We start from the raw sequence: 11,754 nt of genomic DNA on the forward strand, positions 1-11,754 counted from the left end.
TCTCGGCTCAGCAGCTCCGCGTCCCGGCGCCGTCGTCCTTCCGTGACGGCGGCGCGCCTGGTGGCGCGGAGCGTGCGAGGAGTCGAACCACTACTGGCCGCCGAGATCGAGCGGCTTCGCCTGGGTGAGATCCAGGCGATCGGGCACCGTGAAGTGCGCTTCGCGGTGCCCGAACGCGGGGCGGACGTGCTCGCCCTGACCATCGCCGACGACGTGTTCGCCCTGGCCGCGGAGGTCGGCGGCGTCGGACGCGGCCGGTCCGGGCCCGACCGGCTGGCCGACGCGGCGGCCGCCGCCGACCTGGACGCGGTGCTGCGGCTGCGCGAGCGCTGCGGCGGGTCGCCGCGCTACGGCGGACTCGACGTGTCCGCGTCCTTCCTCGGCAAGCGCGCCTACAACCGCTACGACCTGGAGGACGCCGTCGGCGCCGTGCTCGCCGAACGCCTCGGCGCGTCCTACCACTCCAGGCGGGGCGGCGCGCGCCCGCCGCGGGGCGGGCTCGGCTGGCGGGTCACCGTCGAAGGCGAGCGGGCCGTGCTCGCGGTCCGCATCGGCGAACGGCCCCTGCACCGCCGCGCGTACAAGGAGGCGTCCGTCGCCGGGACCCTGCACCCGCCGCTGGCCGCCGCGATGGCCGCCCTGGCCGGCCCGCGTCCCGGCCAGACCGCGCTCGACCCGTGCTGCGGTGCCGGAACCCTCCCCATCGAGGCCGCCCGCGCCGTTCCCGGCCTGCGCGTCCTCGGGCTGGACGCCGACCCGGCCGCCCTCGCGGCCGCCACCGCCAACGCCTCGCGCGCTCTACGAGGACCGACGGACGCGGCGGATCAGGGGAGAACCGGGCCGACAACGACGGCGACGGACGCCCCTCCCGATGGGCCCTCGGCAGGCCGAGCGATCCGGTCGGCCGCTCCCCGTCCTGCCCTGGAGGCGGCGCACGGATCCGGCGGGGCCGAGCCGTTCTCCTGCGCGCTGACGGCCAGTGCCGTGCGTGGACCCGTCCCGGTCACCGACGACGACCGGCGCCCTGGGGGCGACGGAGCCGCCGCCGGTGGCGCCCCCGCGGGCGGAGCTCTGCTCGACCGCGCCCGCGGGGCAGGAGCGGACCGCCCGACCGCCTCGGCCGACGTGCGGGATTCCGGCGACGTGGACGCCGGTGCGGCGGCGCCGAGCGCCGGGCCCTGCCACCAATACGGCGGTGCCCCGGCGGTGTGCTCTGGCGTCCCGGTCACCGGAGGCGGATGTCAGGGCGTCGGGGCAGCCGGTGGTGGGCCGGGCGGTCGCCGCAACGCAGGGGCCGGGGATGCTCCGCGAAGCGGTGCAGGCGTCGACATCGGGACGGCGGCCGGTGCGTCGGCGTACGGAGGCCCTTGTGCGGTGGGCCGTTCTGGCGGCATGCCCGCCGCCGACGCGGACGGCCGTGCCGACGCTCCGCCGACCGGTGGGGCGGACCGCGCGGACGCCGTCGCGCGTCCCGGCGGGTCGATGCCCGACGCCGTCCGCTGCGGCGCGGCGGCCGGTGCGGGTTCCGACCGGCCCCTGGGCGATGCAAGGGGCGCGGCGGTCGGCGGTGCGGCGCCCGCCTCGATCGGGTGGGGCAGGGCCGATGCCGGGCGGCTGCCGGTGGGCGACGCGACGGTGGACCGGGTGCTGGTCAACCCGCCGTGGCAGCGGCAGGTCGCCGCGGCGGGAGCCCTGGCCCGGCATCCCCGCCTGCTGTGGCGGGAGCTGCGCCGGGTGCTGGCACCCGGCGGGCGGATCGTCGCGCTGGTGCACGAGCCGGAGCGGCACGCCGCCGCGATCGCGGCGGCGGGACTGGTGGTCGAGCGCGAACTGGTGGTCCACCTGTTCGGCGCGCGCCCGGTGGTGCTGTGCCTGCGTGAGGGGGTGCGACGGGAGACGCGGAGCTAGCCGGGTCCGCGTGCCGTGCGGCCGCGGCGGACCGGGGCGGACCCGGTCTGCCGCGGCCGGGGCCACGGTTCGGCGGCAGGGCCGGTCTCCCGCCGGCCGCGTGGGGGACGCCACGGGTCCGTTCGAGCGGTCCGGCCGTCCTCGCCGCACGGTGTGCGCCGGACAGGTGGTGGGGCTTGCCAGTGTCGCGTGTGTACGGACAGGTGGGAACTGGGTCGGGAAAGGGGGCGGGATCGGGATGTGCGGACCGTCGTTCGCGGGTGCGGTCTGGCGGCAGGCGGTGCGGTCGGCTGTCTCCCGACCAGGTTCGGAGGTGCAGGTCTGCCGGACCGGTTCTGCCCGCACGGGCGCGGTGTGCGGCGGTCAGGTGCTGGGACTTGCCACTGTCGCGCGTGTGTGCGGACAGGTGAGGGCCGGGTCTGGCGAGAAGGGGGATCGAAGGTGCGGACCGTTCTCCGGGGTGTGCGGTCTGGGGCAGGTGGTGCGGTCGGCTGTGTCTCGACCGTGTACGGAGGTGCGCAGGTCTACCGGACCGACTGCCGGGTGCGGTATGCGGTGGTCAGGTGGTGAAGCTTGCCACCGTCGCATGTGACGGGCGGGAAGGGATATGCGGACCCTTCGGGGTGTGCGGCCTGGAGCAGGTGGTGCGGCCGGCAGTCACTCGGCCGTATGCGGCGGTGCGCAGGTCTGCCGGGCTCTGCCCTCACGGGGACGGTATGCGGCGCATCGAATCGACGGCCGCCCTCGGTGCGCGCGCAGCGGTCGGCCCGGTGCCCCCGGCCGGACGGGGCGAACCGGACGTTCTCCGATTCGAGCGCCGAATGGTGGCCGGGGCGTCGAGACCGCATCGCGGGTGCGCGAACGGGGCCGCGGTGGGCGGGTGCGCCGCGTCCGGACCGTCCGGGATCAAAGCTTCGGGGCGGGGGAGTGCTCCGGCCCGAGCGCCGAGTGGTTCGGCGCGGAGGCCGCCGCCGCTCGTGTGTGCGGGGAGCGTGAGCACACAGGTTCGCGGCGTCCAGTGCGTTCGGGTCGAAGCGGGAAACAGCCGGTCCGTTCGCCGGGGTGGCGGCCTGTGGGGCGTTGCCGTCCACGCGCGGGGTCGCGGTAGGGCGCGAGCCGCGCAGGACCGGCGGGAACGGGATCGGCCACGGCAGCGCTGGACCGAAGCTGCGGGGAGTGGGGCCGCCGTCGTCCTGCTGAACACGGTTGGCGCGCGTGGGGTCGGCTCCGTGCGGTCGACGCGTGGCGCGGCGTCGGGTCAAGGGCGCTCCGCCGCGCTCCGTCCCACGGGCGGCCGCGACGGGGCGGGCGGCGGATCAGGCTCCACCACGTCCACCAGCGGAGACGTCGTGGATCAGCGGTGCGAACGCGGCACCGTCCGGCCGGTGCGGCAGCGCCGGGCGGACCGGAGGTGGACCTAGCACCACCGGCGCGGTGGGAGCAGCCCGTACCTGTGTTTCGGGTGCGGGCTGTAGCGCGCGGGTGCGGCGCGCGGCCGTAGTTTGGCCTGGACGCCCGGGCCATGGCGCCCCGACAGGGACCGCGCGTCGACCACTGGCGACGGACGCGCTGCGGCGCGGAAGAGGTGTGCGGTCATGGGCTTGGACGAAGTGCGGCGCGACTGGACCAGACTCGGCGCGGCCGACCCGCTGTGGGCGGTGCTGACCCACGCGGGCAAACGCGGCGGCCGGTGGGCCGACGAGGAGTTCCTGGCCTCGGGCCGCGCCGAGATCGACGCGGCGATGGCGCGGCTGGACCGGCTCGGCGTCGTGTCCGGGCGCGAGCGGGCACTGGACTTCGGCTGCGGGGCGGGGCGGCTCAGCAACGCGCTGGCCCAGCGCTTCGGGGAGGTCGTGGGGGTCGACGTGTCCGCGCCCATGCTGGAGCAGGCGCGCCGCCTGGACGGTTCCGGCGGGCGGATCCGCTTCGTGCACAACGTGGCGCCCGACCTGGCGGTGCTGCCCGACGACCACGTGGACCTCGTCTATACCGACCTTGTGCTGCAGCACCTGCCGCCCGCGCTGGCCAGGGGATACCTGCGCGAGTTCGTGCGGGTGCTGCGCCCGGAGGGGGTGCTGCTCGCGGGGATGCCGGACCGGCACGAGCGCACCCTCCCCGGGCTCATGTCGCGGTACGCGCCGCTGGCCGTGCAGCGGGTGTTCCAGCGGGTGGTGCTCCGCCACCCCGCGCCGATGCGGATGCACACCATGCCGCAGCCTGAGCTGGCCGCACTGATGAACGACGCGGGCGCCGACGTGATCGCCGCCGACGCCCTCGGCGACAACCCGCACTGGCGCCACATCCGCTACGTCGTCGTCAAGCGCCCGGCGGCCGTCCCCGCGGCCGCCCCGACCCTGTCCGCCGCCCTGCCCGCCTGACTCACACGCCCCGGCAAGCCGACCGGCCGGACCCGCTCCCCTCCAGGGTCCGGCCGGTCAGTCGTCGTCCTCGTCGACGGGGTGCACCGCCCTCGCCTCGGCGACCGTCCGCACCTTGGCCGGCGCGGCCATGATCGGGTCGAGCATCGCGGCGTCGATGGTCAGCGCGACGCGGCCGTTGGTGCCGAAGGACAGGTCGACATGGCCGCCGTCGCGGGTCACGAAGCACTTGACGGGCGTCCGGCTGGGGCTGGTAATCATCGAGTACGTGCTCAGCGGGTCGTCGCTCGTGAAGTAGCCCATGGGGTCTGCTTCCGTCATGCGCGGGCAGCTCCTGCACCTTCTTCAACTGCTGGAGACGCGGCCAGATCTCACGGTGCAGGTCGTTCGGTCCGCGCCGGCACCGAACGATCCGCTGCTCGGTGGTTGCATCATCGTCCTGGACTTCGCTACGGCACCACGGATCGGCTTCGTGACGTCGGTATACGGACCTGCCGTCCACCACGATGCCGAGACCGGCACACGGCCGCTGCTCCGCGTCTTCGAGCGGGTGCGAGAACTCGCGATGAGCCCCGAGGCAGCCAGCCACAGCTCAGGAGCCAGCAACGCGTGCATTGAGGTTCGTGTTACCGACATGCGCGTCGATGTCCGCGACTCGAAGAACCGGACCGCAGGGAAGCTCACCTTCGACCGTGCCGCCTGGGTCGCGTTCCTGGCGGAGATGCGGGCGCCCGGCAGCGCGGGCCGTTAGGTCCGACCTGTCATGAGCGCCGCTCCCAACACGTCGGCATGCGCGGCCACGTGCGCCGCATCGGCCCGGTACCGCTGGTCGTGCCCCTCGGCGATGTGGGACGCGAAGGCGGCACTGCCCGCCGCCGCGCGCTCGTGCATGAAGTCGACCAGCGCGTGCAGCCGCTCGGGCACGGTGGCGGGCAGGGCGGCGCGGTCGGCGGCCGACAGGCCGTAGGCGTCGGCGAACACGCGCAGCCGCCGGGCCGCCTCGGGGACCGGCAGCCAGCCCTCGTCGGCGCCGGGCGCGTGCAGCGGCGCGAAGCGGTACGCGGTGTAGGCGACGTCCCAGACCCGGGGCCCGGGGTGGGCGACGTCGAAGTCGATGAAGGCGACCGGCCGGCCGTCGCGGAAGACGGTGTTGTACCCGGCCGCGTCGCCGTGGCAGATCACTTCGGCGGGCTCGCGCGGCGGTAGCTGCCACACCGCGTCGGGCGGCACGGTGAAGGACACCGTGGCGTCGTGGTACTCCCGCAGCAGCCGGGCCACCGCGCGCACGGTGTCGTCGCCGCGCAGCTCCTCGGGCACCGGGTAGTGCACCACCTCCCCGGGCACGAAGTCCAGCACCTCGCGCCCGGCCGCGTCGTACCCGTGCACCCCGGGCGCTCCGGCGAAGCCGACCGCGGTCAGGTGGTCGAGTAGCCGGTGCACGGTCGGCGTCCACGGCCCGACCGGCCGCCGCACCATCGCACCCGACCGCACCACCGCGTCGGCCCCGACGTTCGCCCCGCCGCCGGCGAGCGGTTGTTCGGTCATCGTCGACCCTTCAGTAGGAAGATCCCTGTGCCCACCCCGCCGCACGCCGCCCCGCACCCGTCCGCGAACCCGCACCACCCGCATCCCCCTCCCGCCCAGGGGGGCGAGCCCACTTCCATTTTCGCGCACATCGCGTCCGGGGTGGGCGGCCGGGCGGGCTCCTGTGGACGAGCGGCCGGAGGCGCCCCCGCCTGTGGACGGCCGGCTTGACAGGCGCGCTGCGGGGCGGGCCGGTCGACCGGAGGGGAGCGGCTGCGTGTCTAGCGGGCGCCGCCGCGTCAGGAAGGGCTCGGCGTCCGCCGGGAAGGCGTCGAAGTCCGCGCCGATGATCCACGCCATGCCGTCCAGGATCGCGGCGCGCCCGGCCGCGCGCACCCGGTTTTCGCGGGCGCGCGGAGGCCCGACGGGCCCGCGGGGCCGGGGGGCGGCGGGGTGTGAATGGGGGTGCGGCGAAGGGGCAGCGGGACGGCATGGAGCTAAGGTTTCTCGACCCCGTGTACGAGACGGACGCGTCGGTCGCCTCCGTCTACCTGGACACCACACGCTCGGTGGAGAACGCGCCCAAGGAGATCGAGCTGCGCTGGCGCGGGCTCAGGGAGCGCCTGGCGTCCGACGGCGCGCCCGAGGACACCCTCGCCGCCCTTGACGAGGTGGTGGGCACCGATCTGGGCATGCCCGGCCCGCACGGTACCGCGTACTTCGCGGCCGAGGGCCGGGTGCTGGCCGGATACACGCTGTCGCGCCGCCCGGACCAGGACCGCGCCTCCTGGCTGCCGGTGCCCGACACCCTTCCGCTGATCGCCGACCGCGACGCCGCCGTCCCGTACGTGCTGGCGCAGGTCGACCGGGTGGGCGCCGACATCCACGCCTACGGCGCGGGCGGCGAGGTGGACGAGCGCAGCGTCGACGGCGGCACGCTGCACATCCGCAAGGTGCACGTCGGCGACTGGGCGCACAAGCACTACCAGCGCAGGTCCGAGAACCTGTGGGCGGAGAACGCCGCCCGGGTGGCCGACGACGTCGAGACGGCCGTCACCGAGGTCGGCGCCCGGCTGCTGCTGGTCACCGGCGACGTCCGCGCGCTCGCCGCGCTCCGCGAGCACCTCCTGGACACCTCCCTGAGCATCCTGGTGGAGATCGAGGGCGGCGGCCGCGGCGAGGGCTCGCACAGCGCGGGCCTGGACGAGGCGGTGGACGAGGCCGTCGGCGCCTACGCCGCACGCGAGCGCGCCGAGCTGATCGGCGCCTACGAGCAGGAGCGCGGCCGCGACCGCCGCGCTGTCGACGGCGGCTCCGGCACGGCGGCCGCCCTCAGCCAGGGACAGGTCGACACTCTGCTGATCGACGCCGACGGCGTCGACGGCGAGCTGTGGGCCAGCCCGGCCGAGGCGCAGCTGGTCAGCGACCAGGCCGACGCCCCCGAGTTCGCCGGACGGGGCGCCCCCATCCACGCCCCCGGCGACGCGCTGCTGATCCGCGCCGCCCACGCCACCGACGCCGAGGTGGTGACGGTGGCCGGAGTGGACAGCTCGCGCCTGTCGCTGCGCGACCACGTCGGCGCGGTGCTGCGGTTCACCACCGTGCCCGAGTGAGTACCGCCCGCCGCGGACCCGACGCGGCCGCGCCCGGAGCGAGTCCGGCGCGGCCGCGCCGCCATGTGCGGCCCGGCCGCTCCGGGCCGAAAAGGACCTGGGGGCGGTCGGGCGGGGCCGCGCCCCGGCGCCTCCGATCCCGTGGGTCGGTGGGCCGCCGAACGGGCGCGGCCGGGGCGTACGGGTTCGCGATCGGCTTCGAACCGCCTGCCGCTGCACCCGCGGGCGTCCCGAACGAGAAGCCGTCGTCGGACGACGCGATCGCGCCTGAAGCCGTGTGGCCTTGTCACCGTGCGTTGGCGCGGCGTCCCGGCGGGCCCTGCCCGGGTCCGCCGGGACTGGGTGTCCGGACGCGCCGTCCGGCGGCCGGGCGGACGGGTCCGCGACCGGCTCAGACCAGCCGTCGGACCCAGCGCGCCGCCGTGCCACCGCGCCCGGGCGAGGAGAGACGTCCCGCCCCGCGCGCCGCGGTTACACCCGGATGAACTCCGGCATAACCACTCGGCCGAGCCGGTCGGCGCGGCCGCGGCGGCGCCTAGATTCGGCGCATGATCGTGGAATACATCCGCTACCGGATCGCCGAGGCGGACCGGGAGGAGTTCGAGGCGGCCTACGCGCGGGCGGCCGTGCCGCTGGCCTCGTCGCCGCAGTGCCTCGACTACGAGCTCTCCGGCTGCGTCGAGGAGCCCGGCGCCTACGTGCTGCGCATCCGGTGGACCTCCGCCGAGGACCACCTCCAGGGCTTCCGGGGGAGCGCGGCCTTCCCGGCCTTCTTCGCCGAGATCCGCCCGTACGTGCAGGCCATCGAGGAGATGCGCCACTACGCGCCCACCGCGGTGGCCGGCACCGGCGCGGGCGCGGGCGATCCGGCGCCGTCACTGTACGAGTGGGCCGGCGGCTCCGACGCCTTCGAGCGGCTGACCGACGCCTTCTACCGCAAGGTCCGCGCCGACGACCTGCTCGAACCGGTGTTCCGGCACATGGACGCGCACCACCCCCACTACGTCGCCCTGTGGCTGGCGGAGGTCTTCGGCGGGCCCGCGCGCTACACCGAGGAGCGCGGCGGCTACCCGCACATGCTCGGACAGCACCGGGGGAGGGCGATCACCGAGCCGCAGCGGCGGCGCTGGATCGCGCTGCTCACCGACGCCGCCGACGAGGTGGGACTGCCCGGCGACCCGGAGTTCCGGGCCGCGTTCACCGGATACATCGAGTGGGGCACCCGGCTGGCGCTGGCCAACTCACAGCCCGGCGCCGCCCCCTTCGAGGACGCGCCGGTGCCCCGCTGGGGCTGGGGAGTCGCGCCACCCTGGCAGGGCTGAGCCGCCGCGGACACCCCGGTACGTCACCCCCGTCCGGCGCCGTACCGGGGTGCGCGCCGCGGCGCGGCCGGCGGGCCGCGCCGCCGTCACTCGTCGAGGGGCTCGTCGCGCTGACGCAGCCGGCGCACCCTGCCGGGCCGGCGGCGGCGCACCATCGCCTCCTCAACCTCGGGCGGCCCGCCGACGGTGGGTTTGCGGAGCTTGGGCCGCCAGAAGTAGAGCAGGATGGCGAGACCCACCCCGCCGATCAGCATCATCACGTAGCCCACGGCCGGCAGGTTCAGGCCGGGGATGTCGAGGTCGAGGGCGAAGGCCAGCACGGCGCCGACCGTGATCAGCGTCAGGCTCACGCCGATGCCCATGGGGGACTCCTTCCCGCGGCGGCCGGTCCGCGCGGTCGCCCGACAGCGCCCTACCGCCACGCCGTCCGTGTTCCCGGACCACGGAGAGTGAAACAGCGGCGGTCCGCTCCGCGGGCGGGCGCTAGCGCCCGCCCGGGGTCTCCGAGCCGGTCAGCTCGGCCAGCATCCGGTGCGTGAGTTGCAGCAATCGGTTCTCCAGGTCGCCGAAGTCGAGGGCCGCCCTGCGGTCGGCGACCTGCTTCTCCAGCGCGTGCTGGGCGCGCCAGGCGTCGTCCAGCCCGTCCGGTCCCGAGCCGTCGCCCTCGGCGAAGCGCCGCACCAGCGGCGCGATCCGGCGCAGCAGCCGGCAGTAGCCCTCGCCGAACGCGCCGGCGGGCCCGGTGCGCCCGCCCTCCTCGCCGACGGTCTCGCGAAGCGTGTGCCCGGTCGCCCTGCAGTAGCCGGTGAGCTGCTCCAGGGCGCCGATCAGGGCGCCGCTGGGCCGGTCGCGCCGGTGCGCCGCCCTGGGGTTCCAGCGCAGGCTCTCGTACGCGCGGTCGTGGGCGCGCCTGGCCTGCCGGGCGCGCGTGTTCATCTCCGCCTCGGCGCGCCGCCACGCGTCCCAGGTGCCGTCCCCGGGGTCGGCGGCGACCCCGGCCAGCCGCTCCAGCGCGGTACCGACGTCGGCGCCCAGCCGGGCGAGCGTGTCGGCGGCCGGGCGCATGTGCAGCGGCGGCAGCACGAAGATGTTCACCCCCAGCCCGACGGCCAGGCCCACGCCGAGGTCGGCGAGCCGGGGGAGCGCGTAGCCGAGCGCCTGCTCGCCGCCGAACAGCAGCACGAACAGGGCGGTGAAGGCCACCTGGCCGCCCTGGTCGCCCAGCCGCCGCCAGCTGGAGACCGCGATCGACACCAGCACCACGACCGCGATGCCCGCCGTGTTCGGGCCGATCAGCATCCCCACCGGCACCGCGAGCGCGGCGCCGATCAGGAAGCCGCCCGCGTACTGCGCGCCCTCCAGCAGCGAGCGCGCCACCGTCGGGTAGACGCTGAGCGTGGCCGCCAGCGGCGCGAAGTAGGGGTTGGGCTGGCCGAGCGCGTAGCGGGCGATCAGCCAGGCGAGCACCGCGGCGAGCACGGCCTTCAGGGCGAGGGCGGTGCGGTCGCGCAGGTAGCGCTCCGGGCTCTCCCCGGAGGGGCGGGCCGGCGCCGTGGCGCCGCCGCGCAGCCGCGACCACCACCGGGCGCCGCGTACGGCGCCGGGGGCTTTCGATGGCATCGGCACTCCAGGGCCGCCGCGCGCCGCGGCGGCCGGTTTCAGCGGGCGGGGGCGGGGCGGGGACGGGTGAAGAGCGCGGCCAGGCCGCCGGGCAGGTCCAGCTCCCCGGCCAGGCCGGGGTCGTGCTCGCACAGGCTCGCGTACACGGCCATGGCCTCGGCGCGCGCCTGCGCGGGGGCGCGCCGGCCCAGCCGCGCCAGCTCGCGGACGACGTCCTCGTCGGTGCGGTCCGACGGCGGGCGGGCCAGGGGCAGGAAGGCGGCCATGTCGCCGGGCAGGACGGCCAGCAGCCGGCCGCGGCCCGGTTCGGGAACGGAGCGGGCGAGGGCGATCACGGCGACCTCGGTGACCGCGCGCGCCTCCTCGCCGTGCAGCCCGGTCAGCCGGGCGACCGAGGACACCAGGTCCCTGAAGAGGACGGGCATGGCGACGATCACCACTCCTTCGCTCGGATCGCGTTCGCCGGGCCGCTACCCGGCTCCGGGCGGCGCACCCGCCGCCCGTGGGTGCCGGTCACCACCCGGGGCAGCCGTCGGCGCAGCCGGGGGCGTCGCCGCCGATGGGCGGGTCCTCGGCGGGCTTGTCGCCCGCGGGCGCCCCGGGCTGCACCGACTCGGCGGGCGACCCCGACCCGGAGAGGTCCTGCTCCTCGCCCGGCCAGGTGGCGAAGACCGACAGCACCACGGCGACGACCACCGAGCAGACGATCATCAGCATGGCGCGCCCCGAGGGGGCCGACTCGGCTTCGAGGGCGTCGTTCAGCTCGCGCATTCGTGCGGCGAGCTCTGGGTCATCGCTGGCCAGTGCGGACTCGATCGTGCTCAGCAGCCGCTCTTCCCGGTTCGACAGGCTCATCCGGCGCCACCTTCCAACGGCGACTGGGGGGCTCCGGGTCCGGACTCCCCGGCGGAACCCCTCCGTTCCCCCGGACGGGAGCGGTGCTCCCCCCGTCTCGGCCGCTACCTCTGCCCTGACCGGCCTAAACGCCTGCGGGAGCCGCCCCGGGGCCGCCTCGGGAGGCGGATTCGCGCCCATGGGCGCGGGGGAGCCGGGCAGCGGTCGCGTGAGAGCAGTAGTGGCGCGCGAGCGCGCGCGGAACGGAGGAGCCATGCCGGGACGGGAGGGGCGCCGCGCCCCGAGAGGCAGCCTGGAGCGCCCCTACAGCGCGCTGACCCTGCGGCTGGTGCTGGCCGTCTTCGGGCTGCTGGTGTGCCTGGCGGCGGGCGTGGCGTCGGCCGCTCGCGGCTGGACGGCGGTCGCGGTCGCGCTGGGGGTGCTGGCCGCCGTGGCCGCGGTGGACATCGGGGTGGTGCTGGTGCGGCTGCGGCAGCGCCGCCGCGAGGGCGGGCCGCCGCCCTCGCTGTTCGGCTGAGCCGGCGGCCGGCCACG

The 11,754-nt window shown here is 76.2% G+C and carries 12 protein-coding genes; 6 read left to right on the forward strand and 6 right to left on the reverse strand.

The genetic code is table 11. The features are described 5' to 3' along the window. The first annotated feature begins 42 nt into the window (after positions 1-42). Together CLV72_RS03940 and CLV72_RS03945 are read left to right on the forward strand one after the other, a co-directional pair. Positions 43-1,908, forward strand: coding sequence for a hypothetical protein (locus CLV72_RS03940; RefSeq protein WP_106239312.1), 1,866 nt, complete (start codon positions 43-45; stop codon positions 1,906-1,908). Between the two features lie 1,595 nt (positions 1,909-3,503). Next, positions 3,504-4,286, forward strand: coding sequence for a class I SAM-dependent methyltransferase (locus CLV72_RS03945; RefSeq protein ID WP_106239315.1), 783 nt, complete (start codon positions 3,504-3,506; stop codon positions 4,284-4,286). A gap of 57 nt (positions 4,287-4,343) precedes the next feature. Here the strand turns inward: CLV72_RS03945 and CLV72_RS03950 are convergent, their stop codons facing one another. Next, entirely contained in the window at positions 4,344-4,607 is a 264-nt protein-coding gene (locus CLV72_RS03950) for a hypothetical protein (RefSeq protein WP_146159327.1), read from the reverse strand. Here CLV72_RS03950 and CLV72_RS33075 point away from each other — a divergent pair. Further along, entirely contained in the window at positions 4,606-5,037 is a 432-nt protein-coding gene (locus CLV72_RS33075; RefSeq protein ID WP_245929849.1) for a DUF397 domain-containing protein, read from the forward strand. The two genes, CLV72_RS03950 and CLV72_RS33075, sit on opposite strands and share 2 nt — an antisense overlap. On the opposite strand, the gene CLV72_RS03960 is transcribed toward CLV72_RS33075, so the two are convergent. Then, a complete protein-coding gene (locus tag CLV72_RS03960; RefSeq protein ID WP_106239322.1) occupies positions 5,034-5,831 on the reverse strand; it encodes a phosphotransferase in 798 nt (265 codons plus the stop codon). The two genes, CLV72_RS33075 and CLV72_RS03960, sit on opposite strands and share 4 nt — an antisense overlap. A 470-nt stretch (positions 5,832-6,301) precedes the next feature. Here CLV72_RS03960 and CLV72_RS03965 point away from each other — a divergent pair, with 470 nt between their 5' ends. After that, a complete protein-coding gene (locus CLV72_RS03965) occupies positions 6,302-7,423 on the forward strand; it encodes a baeRF2 domain-containing protein (RefSeq protein ID WP_106239327.1) in 1,122 nt (373 codons plus the stop codon). Positions 7,424-7,971: 548 nt separating this feature from the next. Continuing rightward, positions 7,972-8,745, forward strand: a complete 774-nt coding sequence (locus CLV72_RS03970; protein WP_106239330.1) for a group II truncated hemoglobin — start codon at positions 7,972-7,974, stop codon at positions 8,743-8,745. Positions 8,746-8,831: 86 nt separating this feature from the next. Here the strand turns inward: CLV72_RS03970 and CLV72_RS03975 are convergent, their stop codons facing one another. From CLV72_RS03975 to CLV72_RS32040, 4 genes are all read right to left on the reverse strand, one after another. After that, complete coding sequence (locus CLV72_RS03975; RefSeq protein ID WP_106239335.1) at positions 8,832-9,107, reverse strand: hypothetical protein; 276 nt, start codon at positions 9,105-9,107, stop codon at positions 8,832-8,834. A 121-nt stretch (positions 9,108-9,228) separates the two neighbouring features. After that, positions 9,229-10,365, reverse strand: coding sequence for an FUSC family protein (locus CLV72_RS03980; RefSeq protein WP_106239338.1), 1,137 nt, complete (start codon positions 10,363-10,365; stop codon positions 9,229-9,231). A 38-nt stretch (positions 10,366-10,403) separates the two neighbouring features. Beyond that, on the reverse strand, positions 10,404-10,802 hold the full coding sequence (locus CLV72_RS03985; RefSeq protein ID WP_106239342.1) for a DUF2267 domain-containing protein: 399 nt from the start codon (positions 10,800-10,802) through the stop codon (positions 10,404-10,406). Between the two features lie 76 nt (positions 10,803-10,878). Next, the gene (locus tag CLV72_RS32040; protein WP_170140862.1) at positions 10,879-11,220 is read right to left on the reverse strand and encodes a DUF3040 domain-containing protein; all 342 of its coding nucleotides are present in this window, start codon (positions 11,218-11,220) and stop codon (positions 10,879-10,881) included. Between the two features lie 253 nt (positions 11,221-11,473). Here CLV72_RS32040 and CLV72_RS03995 point away from each other — a divergent pair, with 253 nt between their 5' ends. Beyond that, positions 11,474-11,737 carry a DUF6343 family protein gene (locus tag CLV72_RS03995; protein ID WP_106239348.1) on the forward strand — a complete coding sequence of 88 codons (264 nt, stop codon included), beginning with the start codon at positions 11,474-11,476 and terminating at the stop codon, positions 11,735-11,737. The last annotated feature ends 17 nt before the right edge of the window (positions 11,738-11,754 follow it).

The sequence above is a fragment of the Allonocardiopsis opalescens genome, from assembly GCF_003002095.1.
Classification (GTDB): domain Bacteria; phylum Actinomycetota; class Actinomycetes; order Streptosporangiales; family Streptosporangiaceae; genus Allonocardiopsis; species Allonocardiopsis opalescens.